Source organism: Paenarthrobacter sp. A20, assembly GCF_024168825.1.
In the GTDB taxonomy this organism is placed as follows: Bacteria; Actinomycetota; Actinomycetes; order Actinomycetales; family Micrococcaceae; genus Arthrobacter.
On the sequence record NZ_JALJWH010000001.1, the window covers coordinates 4,070,327 to 4,095,347 of the forward strand.

Annotated in this window: 21 protein-coding genes and 3 tRNA genes; 15 read left to right on the top strand and 9 right to left on the bottom strand. The window is 63.1% G+C overall.

Features of this window, described 5'->3' with window-relative positions:
- Nucleotides 1-163 precede the first annotated feature (163 nt).
- Entirely contained in the window at nucleotides 164-1,885 is a 1,722-nt protein-coding gene (ilvD, locus tag J3D46_RS18890; RefSeq protein WP_231339962.1) for a dihydroxy-acid dehydratase, read from the bottom strand.
- A 96-nt stretch (nucleotides 1,886-1,981) separates the two neighbouring features.
- Nucleotides 1,982-2,914: a LysR family transcriptional regulator gene (locus tag J3D46_RS18895; RefSeq protein WP_231339963.1), complete on the bottom strand. Its 933-nt coding sequence runs from the start codon at nucleotides 2,912-2,914 to the stop codon at nucleotides 1,982-1,984.
- Between the two features lie 181 nt (nucleotides 2,915-3,095).
- Between J3D46_RS18895 and J3D46_RS18900 the strand changes: the two genes are divergently transcribed.
- The 4 genes from J3D46_RS18900 to J3D46_RS18915 all read left to right on the top strand — a co-directional run bounded on the left by J3D46_RS18900 (nucleotide 3,096) and on the right by J3D46_RS18915 (nucleotide 5,671).
- Nucleotides 3,096-4,025, top strand: coding sequence for a hypothetical protein (locus J3D46_RS18900; protein WP_231339964.1), 930 nt, complete (start codon nucleotides 3,096-3,098; stop codon nucleotides 4,023-4,025).
- 38 nt (nucleotides 4,026-4,063) lie between these two features.
- The gene (locus J3D46_RS18905) at nucleotides 4,064-5,209 is read left to right on the top strand and encodes a sorbosone dehydrogenase family protein (protein WP_231339965.1); all 1,146 of its coding nucleotides are present in this window, start codon (nucleotides 4,064-4,066) and stop codon (nucleotides 5,207-5,209) included.
- A 117-nt stretch (nucleotides 5,210-5,326) separates the two neighbouring features.
- Nucleotides 5,327-5,402 (top strand) — tRNA-Lys (locus J3D46_RS18910).
- A 193-nt stretch (nucleotides 5,403-5,595) separates the two neighbouring features.
- A tRNA-Lys gene (locus J3D46_RS18915) sits at nucleotides 5,596-5,671 on the top strand.
- Nucleotides 5,672-5,759: 88 nt separating this feature from the next.
- Here J3D46_RS18915 and J3D46_RS18920 read toward each other — a convergent pair.
- Complete coding sequence (locus J3D46_RS18920; protein WP_231339966.1) at nucleotides 5,760-6,227, bottom strand: MarR family winged helix-turn-helix transcriptional regulator; 468 nt, start codon at nucleotides 6,225-6,227, stop codon at nucleotides 5,760-5,762.
- An 85-nt stretch (nucleotides 6,228-6,312) separates the two neighbouring features.
- Here J3D46_RS18920 and bcp point away from each other — a divergent pair, with 85 nt between their 5' ends.
- The 7 genes from bcp to J3D46_RS18955 all read left to right on the top strand — a co-directional run bounded on the left by bcp (nucleotide 6,313) and on the right by J3D46_RS18955 (nucleotide 15,409).
- On the top strand, nucleotides 6,313-6,786 hold the full coding sequence (gene bcp, locus J3D46_RS18925; protein WP_231339967.1) for a thioredoxin-dependent thiol peroxidase: 474 nt from the start codon (nucleotides 6,313-6,315) through the stop codon (nucleotides 6,784-6,786).
- Between the two features lie 63 nt (nucleotides 6,787-6,849).
- Nucleotides 6,850-6,931 (top strand) — tRNA-Leu (locus J3D46_RS18930).
- Between the two features lie 221 nt (nucleotides 6,932-7,152).
- On the top strand, nucleotides 7,153-8,805 hold the full coding sequence (locus J3D46_RS18935; protein WP_231339989.1) for an ABC transporter substrate-binding protein: 1,653 nt from the start codon (nucleotides 7,153-7,155) through the stop codon (nucleotides 8,803-8,805).
- Nucleotides 8,806-8,884: 79 nt separating this feature from the next.
- Nucleotides 8,885-10,390 carry a malate:quinone oxidoreductase gene (locus tag J3D46_RS18940; RefSeq protein WP_231339968.1) on the top strand — a complete coding sequence of 502 codons (1,506 nt, stop codon included), beginning with the start codon at nucleotides 8,885-8,887 and terminating at the stop codon, nucleotides 10,388-10,390.
- Nucleotides 10,391-10,457: 67 nt separating this feature from the next.
- Complete coding sequence (locus tag J3D46_RS18945; RefSeq protein WP_253468478.1) at nucleotides 10,458-13,673, top strand: efflux RND transporter permease subunit; 3,216 nt, start codon at nucleotides 10,458-10,460, stop codon at nucleotides 13,671-13,673.
- Nucleotides 13,674-13,823: 150 nt separating this feature from the next.
- On the top strand, nucleotides 13,824-14,948 hold the full coding sequence (locus J3D46_RS18950) for an LLM class flavin-dependent oxidoreductase (protein WP_253468480.1): 1,125 nt from the start codon (nucleotides 13,824-13,826) through the stop codon (nucleotides 14,946-14,948).
- Entirely contained in the window at nucleotides 14,948-15,409 is a 462-nt protein-coding gene (locus J3D46_RS18955) for a MarR family winged helix-turn-helix transcriptional regulator (protein WP_231339971.1), read from the top strand. The genes J3D46_RS18950 and J3D46_RS18955 overlap by 1 nt, the downstream gene beginning before the upstream one ends.
- Here J3D46_RS18955 and J3D46_RS18960 read toward each other — a convergent pair.
- Both J3D46_RS18960 and J3D46_RS18965 read right to left on the bottom strand, forming a co-directional pair.
- Nucleotides 15,406-16,212: a transglutaminase family protein gene (locus J3D46_RS18960; RefSeq protein WP_253468483.1), complete on the bottom strand. Its 807-nt coding sequence runs from the start codon at nucleotides 16,210-16,212 to the stop codon at nucleotides 15,406-15,408. The two genes, J3D46_RS18955 and J3D46_RS18960, sit on opposite strands and share 4 nt — an antisense overlap.
- A gap of 70 nt (nucleotides 16,213-16,282) precedes the next feature.
- Nucleotides 16,283-17,146, bottom strand: coding sequence for a hypothetical protein (locus tag J3D46_RS18965; protein ID WP_253468485.1), 864 nt, complete (start codon nucleotides 17,144-17,146; stop codon nucleotides 16,283-16,285).
- A 54-nt stretch (nucleotides 17,147-17,200) separates the two neighbouring features.
- On the opposite strand from J3D46_RS18965, the gene J3D46_RS18970 reads away from it, so the two are divergent.
- Nucleotides 17,201-17,869, top strand: a complete 669-nt coding sequence (locus J3D46_RS18970) for a DUF1684 domain-containing protein (RefSeq protein ID WP_253468487.1) — start codon at nucleotides 17,201-17,203, stop codon at nucleotides 17,867-17,869.
- Here the strand turns inward: J3D46_RS18970 and J3D46_RS18975 are convergent.
- Nucleotides 17,866-19,062, bottom strand: a complete 1,197-nt coding sequence (locus J3D46_RS18975; RefSeq protein WP_231339975.1) for an SLC13 family permease — start codon at nucleotides 19,060-19,062, stop codon at nucleotides 17,866-17,868. The genes J3D46_RS18970 and J3D46_RS18975 overlap by 4 nt on opposite strands.
- Before the next feature lie 117 nt (nucleotides 19,063-19,179).
- On the opposite strand from J3D46_RS18975, the gene J3D46_RS18980 reads away from it, so the two are divergent.
- The 3 genes from J3D46_RS18980 to J3D46_RS18990 all read left to right on the top strand — a co-directional run bounded on the left by J3D46_RS18980 (nucleotide 19,180) and on the right by J3D46_RS18990 (nucleotide 21,205).
- Entirely contained in the window at nucleotides 19,180-19,737 is a 558-nt protein-coding gene (locus J3D46_RS18980) for a DM13 domain-containing protein (RefSeq protein ID WP_253468490.1), read from the top strand.
- A 101-nt stretch (nucleotides 19,738-19,838) separates the two neighbouring features.
- Nucleotides 19,839-20,702 carry a fumarylacetoacetate hydrolase family protein gene (locus J3D46_RS18985; RefSeq protein WP_231339977.1) on the top strand — a complete coding sequence of 288 codons (864 nt, stop codon included), beginning with the start codon at nucleotides 19,839-19,841 and terminating at the stop codon, nucleotides 20,700-20,702.
- Between the two features lie 17 nt (nucleotides 20,703-20,719).
- On the top strand, nucleotides 20,720-21,205 hold the full coding sequence (locus J3D46_RS18990) for a GtrA family protein (protein ID WP_231339978.1): 486 nt from the start codon (nucleotides 20,720-20,722) through the stop codon (nucleotides 21,203-21,205).
- On the opposite strand, the gene J3D46_RS18995 is transcribed toward J3D46_RS18990, so the two are convergent.
- Genes J3D46_RS18995 through J3D46_RS19005 form a run of 3 tightly spaced genes read right to left on the bottom strand, consistent with a single transcriptional unit; the run spans nucleotide 21,206 to nucleotide 24,984 of the window.
- Nucleotides 21,206-22,372 carry a cysteine desulfurase family protein gene (locus J3D46_RS18995; protein ID WP_253468491.1) on the bottom strand — a complete coding sequence of 389 codons (1,167 nt, stop codon included), beginning with the start codon at nucleotides 22,370-22,372 and terminating at the stop codon, nucleotides 21,206-21,208.
- A 7-nt stretch (nucleotides 22,373-22,379) separates the two neighbouring features.
- Nucleotides 22,380-23,252 (bottom strand): carboxylating nicotinate-nucleotide diphosphorylase, encoded by an 873-nt coding sequence (nadC, locus tag J3D46_RS19000; RefSeq protein ID WP_231339980.1) that lies wholly within the window; start codon nucleotides 23,250-23,252, stop codon nucleotides 22,380-22,382.
- Nucleotides 23,245-24,984 carry an L-aspartate oxidase gene (locus J3D46_RS19005; protein ID WP_253468494.1) on the bottom strand — a complete coding sequence of 580 codons (1,740 nt, stop codon included), beginning with the start codon at nucleotides 24,982-24,984 and terminating at the stop codon, nucleotides 23,245-23,247. Before J3D46_RS19005 ends, nadC begins: the two co-directional genes overlap by 8 nt.
- Nucleotides 24,985-25,021 lie beyond the last annotated feature (37 nt).

Genomic DNA, 25,021 nt, shown 5'->3' on the forward strand with positions numbered 1-25,021 from the left:
GTAAGGACGACGACGCCGACGGTAACGAATGTGATCATGCGTTCAGTGTTCCCTCAAAGTGAGATACGTGTCAATTGACCACTACCGTATCTCACTATTTGGACAGCGATGTCCGCCCACCGGACTCCGACTGTCTCATGGCAGCCGGAGTCCACGGTAGGAACTATCCGCAGTACGCCCCAGTGGAGGCACTGTGGACCAACTTGGCGTACTTGGCCAGGACACCCTTGGTGAACTTGGCCGGCAGCGGCTCCCAGCCCACCTTGCGGGCTTCAAGCTCGGCTTCGTCAACCAGGAGGTCGAACGATCGGGCCGCGATGTCTACGCGGATCCGGTCGCCATCCTGCACGAAGGCGATGGGACCGCCGTCGACCGCTTCCGGCGCAACGTGGCCGATGCACAGGCCCGTGGTACCACCCGAGAAACGGCCGTCCGTGAGCAGGAGGACATCCTTGCCCAGGCCCGCGCCCTTGATGGCTCCTGTGATGGCCAGCATCTCCCGCATGCCGGGTCCACCCTTGGGTCCTTCATAGCGGATGACCACAACATCACCCTTATGGATTTCGCCATTGTCCAGCGCGTTCAGTGCGCCTTGCTCACGCTCGAACACACGCGCGGTGCCTTCGAAGACATCGGCGTCGAAACCGGCGCTCTTCACCACGGCTCCTTCCGGGGCCATGGTGCCGTGGAGGATGGTGATGCCGCCGGTCTTGTGGATGGGGTTGTCCAAGGCGCGAAGGATCTTGCCGTCAAGGTCCGGCGGGTTGATCGAGGCGAGGTTTTCGGCAAGGGTCTTGCCGGTGACGGTGAGGCAGTCACCGTGCAGCAGGCCGGCGTCGAGCAGCGCCTTCATGATGACGGGCACGCCGCCGATCTTATCCACGTCAGTCATGACGTACCGGCCGAATGGCTTGAGGTCCCCGAGGTGCGGGATCTTGTCGCCGATGCGGTTGAAGTCATCCAGCGTCAGCTCAACTTCCGCCTCGCGGGCAATGGCCAGGAGGTGCAGCACGGCATTGGTGGAACCACCGAATGCCATGGTGACGGCAATGGCATTTTCGAAGGCCTTCTTGGTCATGATGTCGCGGGCCGTGATGCCCAGGCGCAGCAGGTTGACTACCGCTTCACCGGACTTCCGGGCGAAGTCATCACGACGGCGGTCTGCCGAGGGTGGGGCGGCCGACCCCGGAAGGGACATGCCCAGGGCCTCGCCGATGCATGCCATGGTGTTGGCCGTGTACATGCCGCCGCAGGCGCCCTCGCCGGGACAAATGGCCTTTTCGATCCGGGTAAGGTCCTCCATGCTCATCTTGCCCGCGGCGCAGGCGCCGACGGCTTCGAAAGCGTCGATGAGGGTAACTTCCTTCTCCGAGCCGTCCTCAAGCTTGACCCACCCCGGCATGATGGAGCCGGCGTAGAGGAAGACCGAGGCGAGGTCCAGGCGGGCCGCGGCCATGAGCATGCCGGGAAGCGACTTGTCGCAACCGGCCAGGAGAACCGAGCCGTCGATGCGCTCGGCCTGCATCACGGTTTCCACGGAGTCGGCAATGACCTCGCGGGAAACGAGCGAGAAGTGCATGCCCTCATGGCCCATGGAAATGCCGTCTGAAACGGAAATGGTGCCGAACTGCATCGGGAAGCCACCGCCGGCGTGGACGCCTTCCTTGGCACCCTGCGCGAGGCGGTTGAGGGAGAGGTTGCAGGGGGTGATCTCATTCCATGAACTGGCGACACCAATCTGGGGTTTGGCAAAGTCGTCGTCGCCCATGCCGACCGCGCGGAACATCCCGCGGGCGGGTGCCGCGTGAATGCCGTCGGTCACGACCCGGCTGCGGGGCTTGATGTCCGGCGTGTTGTCTGTCGCAATCTGGGTGGTGTCACTCATGAGCAAAGTCTATGGGTACCTTGGGGCCGCCAGTACTGTTCCCCACCGGTTTATGCATGATCAGCCGAATATTGCGGTCATAACCTGATCCGGACTTTATGTGTCGTGGTGGGAATCGTGGAGTTCCCTGCCGATTGCGGCAGCCTCGTCCTTGAGTATGTCCACGACAAGGGAGATGGTGGCCCGCGCGGCAACCTCCTGGCGCAACAAGGCAACGATGCTCCTGCTGGCTTTCACCTCCGTGAGTGGTCGAAGGACCAAACCTCGTCTGGCACTGGCCCGGGCCGTATAACGCGGGAGAAGGCAGATTCCGTGGCCGGCACCCACGAGGGCCTCAAGCACCCTCAGGTCCGGATACCGTTGACCCCTCGAAGCCTGCCTGCCGGCGTTCAGTTCAATCTGCCGAAGGACGGTGTCAAAAGGGAACCCCTCCGGAACGCCGATCCAGGGGTAGTCAACGACGTCCTCGGGACTTAGCACGGCCTTGGCCGACAGGGGGTGGCCGGCCGGCATCGCGACGTCCAGGGCCTCTTCCAGCAACGGCACCACCATCAGTCCCTGACGAGCGAAAACCTCCGGCCCATCCACGCTGTGGGCAAGGACGATGTCGTAATCCGCCACCAAAGGTGCGAAATGGGCTGTACCCGGGTCCTCGAAATGGGCGTCAAAGGTGAGGCCGTCCACAGCCGCGACCCGATGCAACACACCTGGCAACAGCATCTCGGCGGCGCTGGGGAAGAAGGCCGCCGAAACGCGCGCCTGCCAGCCCTTCCGATAGGTGTCGATGGTGGATTCCGCCCTTGCCATGGCGGTGGCGATGTCTGCAGCAGCGGCGGCCATGGCGTGCCCGGCCTCCGTGAGCTGAACACCCCTGCCCACCTTCTCAACGAGCACAACACCGATTTCCGCCTGCAGGGTTTTCAATTGCTGGGAAACAGCAGAAGCAGTGACATTCATGGCATCAGCCGTTGCGCCAACGCTTTGCCGGTCTGCCAACTCGCGCAGAATCTGCAGCCTTTTGAAGTCCATTCAGCCAGCCTAGGCGACCCGCCGGAATTCCTTTCCACAGCATTTTCCGACCCCCGCACATTCCTAAGCAAACTGATTAAGTTCCGTGGAACAGCAGGTCAAACGCTGGACAGCCCATTAGGAGGCACGTAACGTCAGGAACACCACGAACTGCACCGCTGTGAGCAGAAGGGCATCCACCATGGACTGGTTAATTTGGGTCATTGTCATTGTGTTGGTCATTGCTATTGTCTGGTGGCTGATGAACCGCAACAAAGCACGTAATTCGGTCTCAACCCACGCTCCCGCCGCAATGGAGCCCAGCAACACCTCTCCCCTTCCGGATGCAGCCGCCGCGACAGCAGGTCTAGCCGGCCTGGCCGGAGTAACGAATTTGGGCAAGGCTGCCGCCGAGGGCAGCGGCCCCGCAGGGGAAGAATCAATCAGCGACGAAGCAAGCGACATCAAAGCCAGCAGGGAAGAAGGGGCCAACAGCGCCTCCTCCATCGGCGACGTTGACGACGCGCCGGAGACCCCCTCCCCCGAACCCCACCCGGTGGAAACTCCGGGCTTGACGGTGGAAGAACCTGTCATCGCCGCACCTGTCATTGAGGAGCCGGTGATCGAGGAGCCGGTGGTGGATGAACCCGAAGTGGACACCGACGCGAAGCTGCATGCCGCCGACGCCGGCGACGTTGACGACTGGGATGCAGGTGCTTCACAACCAGCCGCCGCAGCAGACGCAGTCGATGCAGCAGACGCAGTTGATGCAGCAGACGCAGTTGATGCGGCAGACAAGGCCGAATGGGAATCGTCATGGACCGATGAGAGCGGCGCCCCGGTCCATCACCATGAGTACACCGACGCCCACTCCCCCACGCTGCCGGGCGCAGAGTCTGCCGCGGCCGAGGATTCCGCAAGTTCCGGACACCTTGCGGCCGAGCACCCTTATGGAACCGGGTCCTCCAGCGCTTCGGGAGACGGCTACCCCGTAAAGGCCAACGCCGCCGCCATGACCTACCACGATGAAGACGCGGCAGGGTACGACGACGTCACCGCGGACGTTTGGTTCGAGTCGGCCGCACATGCGGAAGCTGCCGGCTTCAGGCCGCCCAGGCGCAACAGGCACTGAAGCGGCAGAATCCGCAGGCATAGGCAACGGACGCAGGCATGGGCAGGCACGCAGTGGCACGGCGCATCTCGCTCATGCCTGCTTCGGCATTCGCCCTGATCCTGGCCCTGGCTTCATGCACTGGCAGTCCATCGTCGCCGGGATCCGCAGCGACCCCGGGGGCGACAGCCCCCTCCTCAACTGCCAGTGCTGGAGGCGGTCAGGGGACGGTGGGCCCCCAGCCCGCCACTGACCTCCTGGGGAAGCTCGACGTCGGGTTGGAGCTCCCTTGGTCCGTCGTCTTCCTGCCGAACGGCACAGCGGTGGTATCCGAGCGCGATTCGGCCCAGGTCAAGGGCATTCGCGATGGCCGGGCCACAACCATAGGTGAGGTTCCCGGCGTCGACCCCGGAGGCGAAGGTGGCCTGCTGGGCCTTGCCGTGTCGCCGACTTACCCCACAGACCGTTGGCTGTATGCCTATTTCACTTCTGCGAGCGACAACCGTATTGCGCGGATGCGGCTCGACGAGGACGCAGGCGGGAGGCTGTCACTCGGCGACCCGGAAGTCATCTTCTCCGGCATATCCAAGGCATCAACCCACAACGGCGGCCGGATCCGCTTTGGCCCCGATGGATTCCTTTACGTAGGCACAGGCGACTCCCAGCGCAGGGAACAGCCGCAGGATACCAATGCCTTGGGCGGCAAGATCCTGCGCCTTACTCCGGAAGGACGTGCCGCCCCGGGAAATCCGTTCGGTGAAAATCCCGTCTACAGCTACGGTCATCGCAACGTCCAGGGCTTGGCATGGGACAGCGAAGGAAGGTTATGGGCCAGCGAGTTTGGTCCGGACGTGGATGACGAACTGAACCTCATAACGCCGGGGGGCAACTATGGATGGCCTGCAGTGACCGGCGCACCCGGCAGGGCCGGACTGATCGACGCCAAGGTCGTGTGGCCTTCAACTTCCGAGGCGTCCCCGAGCGGACTCGAAATCGTGGACGGCGTGGCCTACACAGGCGCCCTGCGAGGTCAACGGCTCTGGGCAGTCCCGCTCAACGCCGGGACGGCTGGTGAACCTGTGGCCTATTTCACAGGTGAATATGGGCGGTTGCGGGATGTGGCCAGAGCTCCGGACGGCACGCTGTGGGTCCTGAGCAACAACAAAAACCCCGACTTCGCGCTGATCCTGCGGGGCTCATCCTGAGGTCCGCAGTCGGTTGGGAGTCGATTTCACACTTCGGTGGAAGTCGTGTAGAGTTACATGTCGTTGCGGAGATCGCCGGGGAATGAAAAGCCCCTGGGTTGATCGAATACAACAGCTGCACCTCTAGCTCAACTGGCAGAGCAATTGACTCTTAATCAATGGGTTCCGGGTTCGAGTCCCGGGGGGTGCACCAAAGAAAGGCCTTGGAGCGAATATTGCTCCAAGGCCTTTTTGCTTTCCCGGGAAACCCCGGAAAGCAATGACATGGCATGCATCACGCTGGCCCCCCAATGGTCATTAGCCCGCAAAAAGTGGTGTAGAGTTATTTGTCGTTGCGGAGCTCGCCGAGGAATGCGAATTACCCGAAGCACCCCCAACGAAATGCTGCACCTCTAGCTCAACTGGCAGAGCAATTGACTCTTAATCAATGGGTTCCGGGTTCGAGTCCCGGGGGGTGCACCAAGAAAAAAGGCTCCGGATCGTCTTCCACGATCCGGAGCCTTTTTTGCTTCTCCGCCAGGGCTTCCCAAGAGGGAAACCATGGCCTTCCTCAGACTTTGGGTACGTCGGTGCCAGTCTCCGGGGACTCCGTTTCCGGAGCCGGCAGCCCCGCCAACCCCCGGACTACTATCCTGAGTTCCTCCCGCAACCGTGCGGTATCAACGGCTACGGGGGACAAGACATCCTGCTCAAGCTTTACAGCTTCCGCGAGGGCTGCGCTCCCGGCCTCGGTAAGGGTGACCACGTGGCTCCTGCGGTCGGAGTCGCTGCGTTGGCGGGTGATGTGCCCATGCAACTCCAGCCGCGCGAGGGTAGTGCCCATTGTCTGGGCCTTGACCCGCGCAACTTCGGCCAGCGCCGCCTGCGTAATTGCACCTTTGGCGGCAAGCACCTGCATGGCAATGACTCCGGCGTGGGTAAGGCCGATGGACTTAAGTTTTTCGTTCCACGAGATTTCCACCAGGCGCGCAGCTGTCGAAAGCAATCGGGTGGTGGGCCATCTCTCCATATCTGGCATGCCGACAGTATATGCGCGGAGGGGGATGAGACGCGGCTTCTGCGCACTAAACTGGGAAATCGCGATCGAAAGCAAGGAGCATATTGTGGCAGAACGACTTATCCCGGGCGACGTCGCCCCGGACTTCACCCTTCCGGACGAATCAGGCAATAGCGTCAGCCTCTCGGACTTCCGTGGGCGAAAAACCATCGTCTATTTCTACCCGGCAGCGTCCACGCCCGGCTGCACCAAGGAAGCGTGCGACTTCCGCGACACTCTTGGTTCCCTGCAGGCCGCCGGCTACGACGTCGTAGGCATCTCCCCCGATCCCGCCAAGGCGCTGGCAAAGTTCTCGGCCGAGGAACAACTGACATTCCCACTCCTCTCCGACGAAGACCACGCCGTCGCGGACGCCTACGCGGCATGGGGCGAGAAGAAGAACTACGGCAAGACCTACATGGGATTGATCCGTTCCACGATCGTTGTCGACCCCGACGGAAAAGTGTCCCTGGCGCAGTACAACGTTCGCGCCACGGGCCACGTTGCCAAGCTGCGCCGGGACCTCAAGCTGGACAAGTAGCGGGTACACTGTAGTCCGGTATATGGCAGGGTCCGCCCAACAGGGCGGCACGCCTGCCGGCCAGCGCGAGTGGTGAAATTGGCAGACACGCAGGATTTAGGTTCCTGTGCCTTCGGGCGTGGGGGTTCAAGTCCCCCCTTGCGCACAGTGTGAAGAAGCACAGTGGTTTTGGGCCACACGGTACACCCCCGGTTGCGGAACTCTGCAGAACCGGGGGTGTCTTTTTCCTCAAGCAGTGGGGATGGTTTCCTGAAAATGCGCTGGGAAGCGCACTCAGGACGTTCAACTAGACTGGAATGCGGTCTGGCCGAAGCCGGCCACAGCACTTCCAACCGGCTTGAGGGGACAAGAGTGGCAAGCATCAAAATGCGGCGCCTGACCGTACAGTTCGGAGCTGCCGTAGCGGTTTTGGGACTGGCAGCGTGCACCGGATCCCCCGGGCCGGCACCGTCTTCGTCAGCAAGCAGTTCCGCCCCCGCGGAGCCCGCGGCCATCTTCAACTTCGGCACGGCCTCCATGCCCTTGGGGTTGGACCCCGCCATGACGGCCGATTCCGAGTCCTACCGGATCACCCGCCAGGTCCTTGAAGGACTGGTCGGCGTCGATGGCGCGACAGGCGAGACCACCCCCCTCCTTGCCACGGAGTGGAAGGACAGCAACAACGGGCTCAGCTACGATTTCACGCTTCGCTCCGAAGTAACATTCCACGACGGCACGCCCTTGGACGCTGCCGCTGTCTGCGCCAACTTCAACCGCTGGTTCACCTTCCCTGCGGACCTCCGAAAGCAAGCACCCGGGATTTCTTTCCAAGGTGTTTTCAAGGCCTACTCCGACGAACCAGTGTTCTCCATCTTCAAAGATTGCAAGGTGGTCTCGGCCAACGATGTCCAAATCAACCTGACCCGGCCCTTCACCGGTTTCCTGCAGGCGTTGACCCTCCCCGCCTTCGCCATCTCCTCCCCGGCGGCCCTTGAAGCACAAAAGGCCAACGTCCTGGACCAAGCCCGCAATGGCCAGGCCGTGTCCGCCTATGCCTCCCATCCCGTAGGAACGGGGCCCTATGAGTTCAGCGCCTGGGACGAGAACAAAGTGTCACTCTCCAGCTATAAGGGTTACTGGGGAAACAGGGGCCAGATAGCCACCATCAACTTCATCCCCTACGATCGCGCTGAAACGCGGCAGCAGGCCCTCCTGGACGGCAAGATCGACGCCTACGACCTCGTGACGTCGGGGACCTTCGACCAGTTGGTCAAAAAGGGTGTCCAGATCATCCAACGCGACCCCTTCTCCGTGATGTACCTCGGCATCAACCAGGCAGTGGCGCCCCTGGAAAAGCTGGAAGTCCGCCAGGCAATCGAAATGGCAGTCGACAAGGAAACGCTGATCCGTCGGTTCTTCATCGACAACACGGCGCAGGCATCACAGTTCGTGCCGCCCAAGCTCAGTGGCTTCAATAACAATGCCCCCTCGCTGGGCTACAACCCGGAGAAGGCCAAGGAGCTGCTGGAAAAGGCGGGCTACAAGGGCGAGGAAATCAAGTTCTACTACCCCTTGAACGCCACCCGCGCCTACATGCCCACTCCCGAGAAGATTTACGCCGAGATCAGCCGGCAATTGGTTGCAGTGGGCTTCAACATCAAGCCCGTGCCGGTGGACTGGGAGGACGGTTACCTGCAACGGGTTCAGTCGGCGGGCGACCGCGGCCTGCACCTTCTGGGCTGGAACGGCTCCTACGCCGACGCCGACAACTTCCTCGGGCCCCTGTTCGGTGAGACCCGGGCTGAGTTCGGATACTCGGACTCGGAAGTCTTCCACAAGATCGAGCGGGCACGTGCCATGCCCAACGGCGACGACCGAAACGCCCAGTACCAGGCAATCAACGCAGAGATCGCGGCGTCGGTCCCTGCCGTCCCGATTGCCTTCCCCATCTCCGCGTTGGCGTTGTCCAACAAGGTGGAAAGCTACCCGGCTTCACCAGTCCTCAACGAAGTTTTCACAAACGTCCGCCTAAAGCCTTGACGATTCCCCGCAATTTCAGTATTGAGTCTGCGCGGGGATATTCTGTGACAGCCAGTGCCGCCGCTAACGGAGATTGATCGTGACCTTCATTTCCAAGACTCAACATGCCGACGTCGTCCTTATTGGCGGCGGAATCATGAGTGCCACCCTCGGTGCGTTCATCAAGCAACTTGAACCCACCTGGACCATCTCGCTGTTCGAACGACTCGACGAAGCGGGGCTTGAGAGCTCCGGGCCGTGGAACAATGCGGGCACCGGGCATGCCGCGCTGTGTGAGCTTAATTACTCCCCCGCAGCCAAAGATGGTTCCGTTGACCCTTCCAAGGCCCTCCACATCAACGAGCAGTTCCAGCTCTCACGCCAGTTCTGGTCCCACTTGGTGGACAGCAATGTCATCGGCTCGCCCAAGGGCTTCATCAACACCGTTCCGCACATGAGCTTCGTCATTGGCGATGACCACTCGAACTTCCTCAAGACCCGGTACGAGGCCCTCAAGCCCAACACGCTGTTCCGCAGCATGGAATACACCGAGGACCAGGACCAGATCGCCAAGTGGGCCCCGTTGATCGTCAAGGGACGGGACCGCAAACAGCGCGTTGCCGCCACCCGCGCAGCTGAAGGTACCGACGTCGACTTCGGCGCCCTGACACGGGAATTGACCACCTACTTGCAGGACGGCGGCGCAGAGGTCAACTACGGCCACGACGTCACCAACATCAGCCGCGCAGCAGGTGGCGGATGGGACTTGTCCATCAAGCACACCAAGTCCGGCGAACACGGCCGTATCCACGCGAAGTTCGTCTTTGTCGGAGCCGGCGGCGGCGCCCTGCACCTGCTTCAGGCCTCCGGCATTCCCGAAAGCAAGGGCTACGGCGGTTTCCCCGTGTCCGGACAGTTCTTCCGCTGCACGGATGATGCCATCACATCCCAGCACAGCGCCAAGGTCTACGGCCAGGCGTCCGTGGGTGCTCCTCCCATGTCGGTCCCCCACCTGGACACCCGGTACGTGGATGGCAAGCGCTCCCTCCTCTTCGGCCCGTACGCCGGCTTCTCCACCAACTTCCTGAAAACGTCCAGCTATCTTGACCTCCCCTTGTCCATCCGTCCGGGAAACATCATCCCGATGCTGGCAGTGGCCAAGGACAACATGGACCTCACGGCATACCTCATCAAGGAGGTCGCCAAGCGTCACGAGGCCAAGGTGGAGGCCCTTCGGGAGTACTACCCCGAGGCCGCCGGCGCCAATTGGGAATTGATCACCGCAGGCCAGCGCGTGCAAATCATCAAGAAGCACCCCCAGAAGGGTGGCGTCCTGCAGTTCGGCACCGAGGTCATCGCTTCCCGCGATGGTTCCATCGGCGCACTGCTTGGGGCTTCCCCGGGAGCATCCACCGCCGTGCCCATCATGATCGAACTGCTGCAGAAGTCCTTCCCCAAGAACTTCAAGGGTTGGCAGTCCAAGCTCAAGGACATGATGCCGGGCTACGGCGTCAAGCTCAACGAGAACGCGGACCTCGCCGCCGAACTGGAAGCAAGCACCGCCCGGTCCTTGCAACTGGAAGTGGCCAGCGCCGTCCAAAGCTAGGCCATACCCGGGGCTGCGGCCGGTTCCCGTCAGACGAATCGTTACGTAGACCCTGGGAGTCAATGCAATGTTCCGCCTGGCCAAGCTTTCTCTGGGAAACCGGGCCCTGATCGCGCTGATCACCGTCTTTGCGGCGGTGTTCGGCGTGATCACCATGGGGTCCCTCAAGCAGGAACTTATTCCGTCCATCGAGTTCCCGCAGATCACTGTGGTCACTTCCATGCCTGGCGCTTCGCCTGAGGTCGTGGACAAGCAATTGAGCCAGCCACTGGAAACAGCACTGAACAGTGTTGAAGGCCTGGAATCCACCACGTCAACGTCCCGCAGCGGCGTATCGCAGATCACCATGGTGTTCACGTACGGATCCAACCTGGACCGGGCCCGAAACCAGATCGACCGGGCCATCTCGAACGCCAAGCGGGTGCTGCCCGCCGACGTCGAACCCCAGTCCATTGCCGGGAACATCAGCGACTTCCCTATCGTCTACCTGGCGGTGTCCTCGGACAAACCGCTCAGCGAGCTCAACGCCGACCTCCTGCGGCTGAGCGTTCCCCGCCTCCAGAAGATCGACGGCGTCCGCGGCGCCGATGTGACAGGCGGGTCCAGCCAGCACATCCTGATCCAGCCCCGTCCAACGGACCTGGCAAGCAGTGGCGCTTCCATCCAGGCCATCAGCAACGCCTTGAAGAACAACGGCACTTTGGTTCCCGTGGGCACCATCGAGGACCAGGGCAAGACGTTGTCCCTCCAACTAGGCAGTCCGGTCGATTCCCTGGACATCATCAAAGGGCTTCCCCTGGCGGGGGCGAAGGGCGCTGCCACCATCGGGGCGGTGGCCGACGTCAGCATTGAGGACGACGCCGCCACCTCCATCACGCGCACCAATGGCAAACCGACCCTGGCGCTGTCCGTCACCAAAAAGCCGGAGGGCGATACCGTCGCGATCTCGCACGCGGTGCGTGACGCGATCGGGCCGATGCAGGACGAACTGGGCAACAACGCCACGTTCACACCTGTCTTCGACCAGGCCCCGTTCATCGAGAAATCAATCAAGGACCTCACGACGGAAGGGCTCCTCGGCCTGGGCTTCGCCGTGGCCGTCATCCTGGTATTCCTGATGTCCGTGCGGTCCACCCTGGTCACGGCCGTCTCCATTCCACTCTCACTGCTGATCACGTTCATCGGCATCTCCGCTACCGGATATTCGCTCAACATCCTCACTTTGGGGGCGCTGACCATTGCGATCGGGCGTGTGGTTGACGACTCCATCGTGGTGATTGAGAACATCAAGAGGCACCTCAGTTACGGCGAACACAAGCTCACCGCCATCCTGACCTCCATCCGGGAAGTCGCCGGAGCCATCACGGCGTCCACCCTGACCACGGTGGCGGTCTTCCTGCCCATCGCGTTCGTGGGCGACCTCGCCGGGGAACTGTTCCGGCCCTTCGCCCTGACCGTGACCATCGCGCTTCTGTCGTCGCTGTTGGTGTCCCTCACGATCGTTCCCGTGCTGGCCTACTGGTTCCTCTCCTCCACGCCCAAGGGCGCTGAGGCTGCAGCGTCCGCCCAGGCAGCGGCAGAGAAGGCCCGTGAGGCCGAGCAGCGTAGCCGGCTCCAGCGCGGATACCTACCCATCCTGGCGAAAACCCAGAAACACCCGGTCATCACGTTGTCCGCCGCGGCTTTGGTCCTCGTGGCGACCATTGCCGTGTCTCCGCTCCTGGCCACAGACCTGCTGGGCCGCTCAGGTGAGAACAGCATGACCGTGCGCCAGGTCCTGCCAGCAGGCACAAGCCTGCAGGCAACCAGCGATGAAGCCGCAAAGATCGAGGACGCCCTCAAGGGCATTGAGGGCATCAAGGATGTGCAAGTCACCTCCGGAAATGCGCAGACGGGCTTCGCAGCCCTGACATCCACCGGTTCATCCAACTCCACGTTCACGATTGTCACCGACGAGAAAGTGAACCAGACCAAACTCCAGGACGAGGTCCGTTCCAAGCTTGAGGGGGCCGCGGGGAAGGTCACCGTAGGGTCCCAGCAAGGCGGATTCGGAACATCCTCCACCGTGGACATCACCATCCGGGCCGCGAACTCCGCCGATCTCCAAACTGCCAGCGATGCCCTGGTCAAAGCCATGGACGGAGTGCCAGGCAGTTCCGAGGTGGCCACCAACCTGGCCTCCACGCAATCGGTGGTGCAGGTTCGGGTTGACCGGGCCAAGGCCGTGGCCGCCGGCCTGACGGAGGAGCAGGTGGGAGCCTTCCTTGCCTCCACTGTCAGCCCCATCCCTGCCGGCACCGTCAGGATCGACACCAACGACTACCCTGTGCAGATCGGTGAGGGTACGCGCTTTACGAGCATTGCCTCGGTGCGGGCGCTGCAGCTGCCGACCGCACGCGGTTCGGTGGCGCTGGAGTCCATCGCCGCCGTCGAACAGGTGGACGCTCCCGTATCCATCACCAGCAGCAACGGGCAGCGGACCGCGCGGGTAACAGTGACGCCGTCGGGTTCCAACCTGGGCAGCGTTAGCACCGCGGTGCAGGAGCGCCTGGCCAACGTGGAACTGCCGGCAGGGGTTACTGCCACCATCGGTGGGGCAACGACCCAACAGGCGGAGTCGTTCCGGCAGTTGGGGCTGGCACTGCTGGCCGCCATCGCGATCGTCTACGTCATTATGGTCGCGGCCTTCAAATCGCTGATACAGCCGCTGATCCTGCTGGTCTCGGTCCCCTTCGCCGCCACGGGCGCTGTTGGCTTGCTGCTGTTAACCGGAGTTCCGCTGGGCCTCCCCTCACTGATCGGCATGCTGATGCTTGTGGGCATCGTCGTGACCAACGCGATCGTCCTGATCGACCTCATCAACCAGTACCGCAGGCCGCACGACGGCAGCCCGGGCATGAACGTGGCGGACGCCATTACCCACGGCGCCCGCCAACGTCTCCGCCCTATCCTGATGACGGCGCTGGCCACCGTGTTTGCGCTGACCCCCATGGCACTTGGACTTACGGGCGGCGGTGGGTTCATCTCACAGCCTCTGGCCATCGTGGTGATCGGCGGGCTGGTGTCCTCTACGGCGTTGACGCTGGTCCTGGTCCCTGTCCTCTACAAGTTGGTGGAGGGCCGCAGGGAGAAGAAAGACCTGCAGAAAGCCTTGAAGGACAAGCCGGAGCCCACGTCGGGCAACGGCTCTGCCGGGGATCCATCGGATGAGTTCCAGGACTGGACCACGGGCATGATCCCCCGGGTCAAGGGCCGCCGGGCGGCCCACAATCCCGGAGAATAGCGGGCACCCAACAGATTGACCCCTTGACAGGCAGGGCCGGGAACAATTCCCGGCCCTGCCCTGTTACAGACATCGATACATGCAAATGCATCTAGTTTGGGTTACACTGTTTATAGAGCCCGGGACCACGGGCAGGGAGAAAGGCACATCATGCAGATCGGCGTATTCAGCGTCAGTGACATCACCACTGACCCCACCACGGGCCGCACCCCCACGGAAAACGAGCGCATCAAGGCGTCCGTTGAGATCGCCAGGAAGGTCGAAGAAATCGGCATGGATGTCTACGCCTTGGGCGAGCACCACAACCGGCCGTTCTTCTCCTCCTCCCCCACCACGACGCTGGCGTACATCGCCGCGCAGACCGAACGCATCACCCTCTCCACCGCCACGACACTGATCACCACCAACGACCCTGTCAAGATTGCCGAAGACTTCGCGATGCTGCAGCACCTGTCCGACGGCCGCGTGGACCTGGTCCTTGGCCGCGGCAACACCGCACCGGTCTACCCCTGGTTCGGCAAGAACATCCAGGACGGCGTGGAACTCGCCATCGAAAACTACAGCCTGCTCCGCAAGCTGTGGGACGAGGACACGGTCAACTGGTCCGGCAAGTTCCGCACGCCGCTGCAGAACTTCACGTCCACACCACGCCCGCTCGACGGCGTCGCTCCCTTCGTCTGGCACGGTTCCATCCGCACGCCGCAAATCGCCGAAGTGGCGGCATACTTCGGCGACGGCTTCTTTGCCAACAACATTTTCTGGCCCAAGGAGCACTACCAGCAGCTGATCGGCCTCTACCGTGAGCGCTACGAACACTACGGGCACGGCAAGGCAGACCAGGCAATCGTGGGCCTCGGCGGCCAGTTCTTCATGAGGAAGAACTCCCAGGATGCAGTGAAGGAATTCCGTCCGTATTTCGACAACGCTCCGGTCTACGGCCACGGACCGTCCCTGGAGGACTTCACCTCACAGACGCCCCTGACCGTGGGAAGCCCCCAGGAAGTCATCGAAAAAACCTTGACGTTCCGTGAGGCTTTTGGCGACTACCAGCGCCAACTGTTCCTGATCGACCACGCGGGTCTCCCCCTGAAGACCGTCCTTGAGCAGTTGGACCTCTTCGGCGAGGAAGTCCTTCCCGTCCTGCGCAAGGAGTACGCTGCCCTGAAACCGGCCCACGTACCCGATGCACCGACGCATGCATCCCGCGTTGCCGAAGCACTGGAAGCCAAGGTCAGCGAGTCCGCAACCGCAGGCGCCACGGGGCAGGACGCCTGATGTCCAGCCCGTCGGCGTCCTCCGCCGTTCGCCTCGCCGCCGAGACCTGGGAGTCATTGTTCCGCTCCCAGGTGGCGGTGATGCGGAAGCTCCAGTCGGGACCGGCGTTCAAAACCCTCCCCGTCAAGGAATACGACGTCCTGTTCACGCTCTCCAAGTGCCCTTCCGGGCAGCTCCGGCTCAATGAAATCAACGACAAAGTGCTGCTGAGCCAGTCCAGCTTGAGCCGTTTGGTGGACCGGCTGGAGAAACGCGGATTGGTGGAGCGGACAACAGCCCCCGACGACGGCCGCGGAGTATTGCTGTCACTCACCGAAGCAGGCAGTGAGCTTCAAAAGACCATCGGCCGGGAGCATGTCCGCGACATCGCCCACTTGGTGGCACCGGCGCTCACCGCCGAGGAACAAAAGGAGCTCCTCCGCCTGACGGAAAAACTCCGTGCTTCCGTGGCGGGACACTAACGCAGGCTGATGAGCTCCCGGGGGTCGTCCACCGGGAGCTCACCGTTGACCGAGGCGCCCACCTTGAGGGTCTTGAGCGACAGGCTGCCACCCACAGTGGACAGGAACGCCGTGTCCGAGGAGTCACGTCCTGCAGTGATCCTGAGCATGGACCTCCGCGGTGCCAAACCTGTGGGATCGATGATGTGCCAGGCACCGTCAATATATGCCTCGGCTACCGCATGGAAATCCATGGGACTCAAGCCCGGCGCGTAGACCGCCGCGAGTCGGGCGGGTATATCTTTCGCCCTCAACAGCGCAATGGCGAGGTGGGCAAAGTCGCGGCACACACCCTTACGGTGAAGCAGCGTTTCCACGGCCCCGTCCGTACCCCGCGAAGAACCGCTGACGTAGCGGAGCTCCCCATTGACCCAGTTGCGGACAGCGTGGAGCAGCTCGGCTCCCTGCAGGCCGCCGAACTCGGCGTATGCGGTGGGCAGGAGCCGATCAGACTCGGCATACCGGCTGGGACGTACGTACCGGATCAGTTCCATGGGAGAGGACTCATCAGGGACGCCAAAGCCATGGACGGTGGCACGGTACTCCACCGACACTTCGCTCGGTTCACTGAACTCCATGTAGTGGAAACGGCCTCCGTGGTGGTCGCTGAGTTCGGCGAAAGGAACGTCCATCCCGGCCGTGGTGATGGACAGGGTTTCCGTCACTGACCCGTAGCCAGGGTTCCCGGCCACGGCAATGGCCATGGCCACCTTTGTGTTGGCTGCGGTCTTGAAAACGAGCGTGGCAGCAACGTTGCGTTCCATTGATCTCCGGGGTGGGTTGCGGCGGGAAGCCCCCATCGCCGCCATATGTGTGAACCAGCCAATCGCAGGACTACAGATTGACCTTCAGAGACAGTAGCATCCGCTGGACATCGGCGAATTCAGAACCATGGACCGCGTACTTCGCTGCCAGGTCCAAAGTGTCGAAAGCCTTGGCCGGCGCCACCTTCTCGTCAGTGGCGTAGGAATGGATTGCCGGCACGTCACCGAAGGAATAGTCGCCCTTCCCTGAAGGCCCCTGCACTCGGTTTCGGAGTTCGCAGGACTGCCCATCCGCCCCCGCCACCATGTTGGTGATGCCGTAGGAGCCGAAGAACTTGTAGCCCTGGATCACCCTGAAGACCACCCTCGGATCAATGGTGTCCGGGCCGTCGGAGTGCGGGATGTCCAAGGGCACGCTGCTGATGACTACGTAAGGGCGCCCCTGTCCGGCAGGGCAGGCAACGGGAGTGGATGGTGGGAGCCCGGTTTGCAGGGTGGCAATATATCTTCCTGTCGCATCCTTGACTTCCACCTTCACGGCTCCGGCCAAGGATCCGGCTTCGGGTGCTGCCGACTGGGCAATCCAGTCCCGGGGAAGATCGAAACTGACGGTTTTGGCAGCGTCCGTGTAGGTCTTCCATGACACCGCGGTTGCCGGCGCGCTGGGGCTGGCAGTGGCTTGAGCCGTGGACGTCCCATCCGAACCGGGCGTCACGGACGGTGAGCTGCCCGCGCTCCCAGGTTCCGGCGTCGTGCTCTCTGTTGGCTTTCCTGTTCCGGACTCCGAACTGTTCGGCTTTGACGTGGACGTGGACGTTACTTGTGGTCCCTTGTTTTCGGCGGAGCAGGCTGTCGTCGCCGCGAGCACTGTACCCGCCAACGCCAGGGCAGCAAGCTTCGCTGGAACGCACTTCCGGTTCATGATGCCCTTCATGACCACAGCCTATCGGCGGCGGTGCCGCGACACGCACAGGACTAGGCTGGGGGTATGGCTCCCGATCAGCAGGACTATTTCGAGGACGACATCCCCACCATGTCAGCGGTTGATATAGCTGACTGGCGCCTGCGGACGTTCGCTCTCTACGACAAGGTGCGGCAGCTTGCAGCCACCAATCCGTTCGATGCGCACGTTTTCTGGCGCCAGGAGCGGGACCTGCTGTTCGCCACCCATCCCGCATCGGCGCTGACGGCGGACATGAAATCTTCCTTCTCAGGTCTGCGCACAGCCGGATATGACCCTGCTTTCCGCCGATACGCGGCCTTATCGCCTGACAGTGCCGGACAGGAAATGAACGTTGAGACCGGCACTGACGGTGTGGTGCCTTTTGTTCGCATCGGCACTTTCGAGCTGCCCGGACTGGGCTCCTTGGCCGCATGGAGACTGCGGAGCTATGGCGGCGGTATCTTCGTACCCTTCCGCGACGCAACGGCCGGGAAGGACGGCGGCAGCTACGGAGCCGGACGATACCTGCTGGACACGGTCAAGGGCTCCTTCCACGGGACCAGGGGCGCTGCAGGAGAACAGGAATTCATCCTCGACTTCAATTTTGCCTACAACCCCTCGTGCGCCTACAACGAAGCGTGGGCCTGCCCCTTGGCAGGCCCGGACAACCGGCTGACCACGGAGATTCCCGTGGGTGAGCTGTACTTGGGCTAGCCAAGCAGCCCTCCGGGGCCAACAGCTGCGAGCGCCGCGATGGCCGTCACGATGGTCAGGGGTGCCACGATCAGGCCGAACACCGCATAACCCTTCCACTTGATCAGCACGTTCATCCGGACCAATCGGTCATGCCACAGCAAGGTGGCCAGGGAAGCCCACGGCGCGATCAGGGGTCCCGCATTCACTCCGACCAGCAGTGCGGCCATTCGCTCCGGACTTCCGGCCAAGGGTTCCGCCAGTAGGTAGGCGGGCAGGTTGTTGACCACGTTGGAGCCGAGCGCGCCCGTCATGGCCAGCCTGAGCAGTTCAACGAACCCGCTTCCCTGGCCTGCCACCTGTCCCAGCAGTACTGAGGCGCCGAGGTATTGGGTGGCCTCAACCACCAGGAAAAGTCCGCAGGTGAAGAGCAACAACGACCACGGAATCAGGGCCACCCTGAGCACCTTGGGGCGTCGGATGGCGAACGTGCCGGCGAGGATGGCGGCCGCCACCGTGGCAGGAATCCAAATGGCAACCCCGGACACCAGGGACGGCAACAGCAGCACCAGGACCACCGCGCTGACCACGAGCAAGACTTTGTCGGAGGCAGCGGTGGACGAAGGTGCTTGAGCAGGACGGGCGGAATCGAGGGCATAGGTCTTGCGAAGTTCACGTCGGAATACCAGCGCGATGAAGGCCAACGGAACTAGGACTGCCGCCAGCGACGGTGCCCACATCAGCTGGGCAAACTGTGCGGGACTGATGCCGCCCAGGTTGTGCTGCGCCAGAAGGTTGGTCAGGTTGGAAATGGGAAGCAACAAGCTGGCGGTATTCGCCAGCCACACGGTCGTCAACGCGAAGGGCAGGACCGGCAGTCCGGCCTGGCGGGCCACCGTGACCACCACGGGGGTCAGGAGCACCGCCGTTGTGTCCAGTGACAGGAACACGGTGCTCAGGGTGGCGAACAGCGCCACAAGCAACCACAGCAGGACACTGCGCCCACGCCCCCACCCGCGCAAATGGCGCGCGATCCACTGGAACGCGCCGGCTTCGCTGACGAGCTCCGTCACCACGGTCATGGCAACGACGAAGGCCAGGATGGGTGCTACCCGGTCCACCAGGACCGCCACTTCCTGCCACGGCAGGACACCCGTGGCGACGGTTACCCCACCCGCCACGAGGAGAACCAATCCGATGATCGCCAGCCGCATGAATCGGAGTCTAAGCCCCGACCCTGTGGATCTTCCGGCGACACATCCTGAATCAGCGTCACCGTACTGTAAGCAATGAAGCCCCTGCAGCATGGCTGGGAAGCCTAGCCTTGAACCATGAACCGATTGCGGAGTTCGATCCGGGCCCACAGGACCCTCGCTGCGGTGGCAGGCCTGGTACTCCTATCCCTGGTGGTGGTCGGGGCTGCCCTCTTCCAACCATGGCGGCTCTTCACCAGCAGCAGCCTGGACGAAGCACTGCCGGCCGCCCCGGTGTCCACGAGCGTGCCGCCAGAGGTTAAGGCCGCAGAGGTTGAAACCCCGGCGGCGGACGGACCCGTGGTTGTCAGCTCGGGCACCTTCGGATCGCAGGAACATGAGACAACCGGCGCAGCCCAGTTGCTGAAGCTCCCGGATGGAAGCCATCTGCTCCGCCTGGAGAATCTGGCCAGCAGCGATGGGCCTGATGTCAAAGTTTGGCTCAGCAGCCTGGAGGCCGGGGGCGACTGGTTCAAGTACCGCTCCGGCCGCTATGTGGACCTCGGTGCCATCAAAGCCACGCACGGCAACCACAATTACGCCATTCCTGCAGGAACCGACGTTGCAGGGCTGACGTCTGTGGTGCTCTGGTGCGACCGCTTCAGTGTTGCGTTCGGGTCGGCCCCGCTCACCTGATGCGTTGCGTGGCCTGCTCTGCATGCCAAGCGAACGTCTTAAGGCGTAAACCGGGCCTCGCAACACTCGGGCACCACGCGCGGAGGACGTAGGATGTCATCATGACTTCACCCCTTCCCCGTCGCATCGCCCGTGTCCGGCCTGCAGCTGCCCCGCCCATGGCCGGTCAACCCCAAGACGAGCAATTCTTCGTGGCCAATGATGCTGAAGACTTCGACACGCACGCGGGCAAGGTATGGATCGTCATCGACTCTCCATTCCCGGCTTCACGGGCCAACGCAAGCAGCCCTTCCCGTCCCGGTTGGGAAACCGGCGCAACAGTCAGTGAAGACGCTTTTACCTTCCTGGCCCCATCAGTCCCCGTCAACGTCTTCGGCATGGCCCACAACACCGGGCAGCCGGGCCGGGACCTGCCGCCACAGGCTTTCCACAAAGCGGCCTCGAGCGTCATCGGCCCCGGTGAGGCGATCCAGCTGAGCTCCACCGTTGGCTATGTGGACCCGGAAGCCGAACTGACCGTCGTCGTCGGCAGTACCGCCCGTGGCTTGACGCTGGAAACAGCGCGTTCGGCAATCCTTGGCTACACCATCGGCAACGACGTCTCGGCAAGGGACCTTCAAAAGACGGACGAACTCTGGATCAGCGCCAAAAGCCAGGACACGTTCACGCCCACGGGTCCGTGGATGGTCACGGACCTGGATGACGCGAACCTGGAGATCGGGATCGTCCACAACGGCACCGAACTGAAAACCGCCAGTTCAGCGGACCTCGGCTGGAAAGTGGACGAAATCATGGTGTACCTGACCTCGTTCATGACGCTTCAGCCAGGCGATCTGGTGCTCACAGGCTTCCCCGCCGAGTGCGCCCGCATCCAACCAGGCGACACTGTTGTATGCCGGGTTGAAGGAATCGGTGAGCTCCGGAACCCCGTCACGGGCGCTTCCTGGGAGGTCACGCCGGCATAGTGTGTCAGGCTTAACCCATGGAGACAGCCGCGGATGCCACTGAGCTACGGCCGTCTCCCCCACAGAAACCACCGCGCCGACGACACCGCGGAGTCCTCAAGTACCCGGTGGTGCGGCAACTGATCCGCTTCACCGGCGTCGGAATTGTGTGTACTGCCAGTTCGCTGGCCATCTATGCGTTGCTGCGTCCCTGGATTGATCCACAGTTGGCGAATGCCGTGGCCCTGATCGTCACCTCATTGATGAACACGGCGCTGAACCGCCGCTTGACCTTCAAGATCACCGGTAGGAAGAAACGCGTCCAGGATCACCTGAGTGGGGTCATGGTGATCGCCATTGCCCTGGTGATCACCGGAGGCAGCCTCGGCATACTGCATCTCTTCCGTCCGGAAGCTACTGTCACCGAGGAACTGTGGACCACCACGTTGTCCGGGTTCGTCGCCACCGCGGTCCGGTTTACCCTGCTGCGGCACTGGATCTTCCGGCGCGCACGGCACGTGTAGCTAACCCGCTTGCGGGGACGCCAGATTCCGGACACGCCCGACGGCGGTTTCCACGGCAGCGGCGGCCTCGTTCAGTTCAGCGTCGGTCACTGTTGAGGTGAAGCTGAAGCGGACGGCCGTCTGGGCCGTTTCAGGGGCGATGCCAAGTGCCACCAACACTGGCGAGGGCGCGTCGGATCCTGCGGCGCATGCGGAGCCACTGGAGCACACCACGCCAAGGCGCTCCAGTTCAAGCAACACCGACTCGCCGCTGGTGCCCGGAAAGCAGAACGACGCCACTGAGGGCAGACGCTGGCTGCGGTGCCCCGTCAGCAAGGCATCAGGTACGGTGGCGAGGACCTGGTCGATGAACTGGTCCCTCAAATCCGAAACCCGTGCTGCCTGCTCCGGCTGCTCAGCATGGGACAACCCCAGCGCCGTGGACAGCGCCACAGCTCCGGCCACGTTCTCCGTACCTGAGCGCCTTGCTCGTTCCTGGCCCCCACCGTGGACCAAAGGCTCCACCCCCAAACGGCCCTTGGTGAACAAGACACCGGATCCCTTGGGCGCGCCAAGTTTATGTCCGGAAATACTCAAGGCGTCCACGCCCAGCGCCTTGACGTCCAGTGGCAACCACCCGGCAGCCTGGACCGCATCCGTATGGAACGGGACGCCGTGTTCCCGCGCCACGGACGCCAGGGATGCGATTGGCTGGACGGTTCCGATCTCATTGTTCGCATACATGATGCTCACCAACGCTGTTTCGGGCCGCATTACGGCCCGCAAGCCGTCCACCGAAACCAAGCCCTCCCGATCCACCGGCAGCACGTCCACAGCGAAGCCGTGCACACGTTCGAGGTAGCGGGCCGACTCCTCCACCGCGGGATGCTCGATGGCGCTGATCACCACCCGGTTCAACGAGGGGTCAGCCAACTGCCGGGCCAGGGCAATGCCCTTAACGGCAAGGTTGTCCGCTTCCGTGCCTCCGGAAGTGAACGTCACCTCGCTGGCCCGACAACCCAGGACCTTCGCGACGCCGGAACGCGCCCCTGCGAGCGCAACTGCTGCCGCTTCGCCCAGGCTGTGGTGGCTGGAGGGGTTGCCGAACTCACCGCTCAGGTACGGCCACATCGCCTCAAGGGCCTCGCGGCGTACTGGAGTGGTGGCTGCGGCGTCGAGGAAGATCATGGGGGCGTCAGGCCGCCTTCAAGACGACATCGAGGCCCAGGTCCAGGGCGCTCACGCTGTGGGTCAGTCCTCCAACGGAGATGACGTCAACACCGGCGGCAGCGATTTCGGTGACTGTGCTGATGTTCACGTTGCCGCTGGCTTCCACGATGGCCCGCCCGTCCACCTGCTTGACCCCGGCCCTGAGCTCCTCAAGGGAGAAGTTGTCCAGCATGATGGTGTCCACACCGGCCGCCAGCACGGGTTCGATCTGCTCGGCCCTGTCCACTTCCACTTCGAAGTGCGTGGTGTGGCCAAGCTGGGCCTTGGCGGCAACCAGCAGCCCGGTCAGCTTGGTGGAGTCGCCCCCGGTCATGACAGCCAAGTGGTTGTCCTTGGCCAGGACCGCGTCAGAGAGGCTGTAGCGGTGGTTCGCTCCCCCACCACAACGGACTGCATAGCGTTCCAGGACACGAAGGCCTGGCGTGGTCTTGCGGGTGTCGGTGATCCGGGCCCGGGTCCCTTCGACAAGCCTCACGAATTCGGCCGTCTTGGTGGCGATGGCGCTCATCCGTTGCACCAGGTTCAGGCCGACCCTTTCGGCGAGCAACACCGACCGGGCCCTTCCGCTGACCCGGGCGAGGTGGGTTCCGGCGTCGAACGCTTCGCCGTCGGCGAGGAGCAGTTCCACCTCGGTCTCAGGGTCCACCAGCTTCATGGCGTCGCGGAACACGGTGCCTCCGCTGAAGACGCCGGCGACGCGCGCATTCAGCACGGCGGTTGCCCGGGCGTCGGCGGGGATCAGCAGCTGCGAGGTGATGTCGCCGCTGGGTGCGTCCTCAGCAAATGCCCGTTCCAGGATGTCCCGGACAGGGGCTGCGGGGAGGGTCAGGTTAGTCATGGACGAGGCTCACTTTCCGGCTCAGGGTGTAACGCTTGTCAAAGTCGTCGACGGCGGCTGGTTCCGCCACGCTGTCGCTGCGGTAATGCGCCCCCAGCGACGCCTTCCGTTCCCGCGCCGCATGAACGAGCAGTTGCGCCGCCAGCAGCACATTGGAATCCTCATGCTCCCGGACATCCAAGGACTCCGGCTCGTTCAACGGCAGGACATCCCCCGCCCAAGCAGCCAACGTCACGCCGGCTTCACGAAGCAAAGGGCCGTCACGCAGAACCCCGGCCTTGGCTGTCATCAACCGCCGCAGAGCTTCCCGCGAAAACGCGCCCGCCTGCGCAAATGGAGCCTCAAGGGCACCCGGCCCCGGCAAAGACTCAAACTCCCAGGAAACCGGCTTTGGGACAACGTCGTGCCCTCGGGCGAGCGCAGGTGCGAGCGCAGGCGCCAAGGGAACTGTGGAACTGCGCCCAAGGAACCCCTCCACAGCCCGCCGCCCAAACACCAGGCCTTCAAGGAGGGAGTTGCTCGCCAAGCGGTTGGCCCCTTGCACCCCGGTACAGGCCACTTCACCGGCCGCCAGCAGCCCTGGAACGGACGTCCGGCCGTAGAGGTCGGTGACCACTCCGCCCATCCAGTAATGAGCCGCGGGCGCAACGGGAACGACGTCCCGGGTCCAGTCGACTCCGGCTTGGCGGGTCCGTTTGCTCAGGGTTGGGAAGCGCTTGGCCAGGAATCCTCCGCCCCGCTGTTCTTCGATCACGGCGGCATCAAGGAACACGTGGCCGTTGGGGTCGCCGAGTTTTGCCAAGTGCAGTGCGATGCTGCGGGAGACGACGTCCCGGGGTGCCAGTTCTGCATCAGGGTGGTAGTCGGGCATGAAGCGATGCCCTTTGGCGTCCAGGAGGATGGCGCCCTCGCCCCGCACTGCTTCTGAAATCAGCAGGGGGTCGTTATTGCCTTCTGCTTCCCGGGCCTCGTCCGGGAGCACCATGCAGGTTGGGTGGAACTGGAAGAATTCCAGGTCAGCAACGGCGGCTCCGACACGCCATGCGAGCGCCAGGCCATCCGCTGTGGCCACTGCGGGGTTGGTGGTTTGGGCGAAAAGCTGCCCGGCTCCCCCTGTAGCAAGCAGGACGGAGTCGCCGTGGACGCCGAGGTGGCGTCCGTCGTGGAGGAAATTCGCTCCCACCACACGGCCACCTTGCTCTCTGCCCAGCGAGAGCGATGTCACCTGGGCATGCCCGATGACATGGATCTTGCCTGCCGCCTGGAAGTCCAGGACTGTCTTTATCAGCGCGGCCGCCACACCGGCACCAGTAGCGTCGCCGCCGGCATGCAGGATTCGCGGGGCGGAGTGTGCCGCCTCGAGGCCCAAGGCGGGGTCTCCGTCGTCGTCGAGGTCGAAGCGGACGCCGAACCGCCCCAGCCCGGCGATATCCAACCGCGCCTCGGTGCACAACACCCTTACTGCTTCTTCGTTGCAGTGCCCCGCACCGGCTTTGAGGGTGTCCGCGATGTGTGCGGCCACCGTGTCACCGGGGGCCGGCTCGTCCAGGACGGCCGAAATGCCGCCCTGGGCGTAGTAGGTGTTGCTGTCCGCGAGCGCACCCTTGGTCAGCAGCACAACGTCCGCACCGGCGTCCGCGGCAAGAAGCGCAGCGTAAAGTCCCGCGATGCCGCTTCCGACGACGATCAGACGTTGGGGGGCAGGCCCTCCAACCACGCTCGCTGTAGTCATGTGACGCTCGATTCGGCTAGTCCGCTGTGATGTGCCG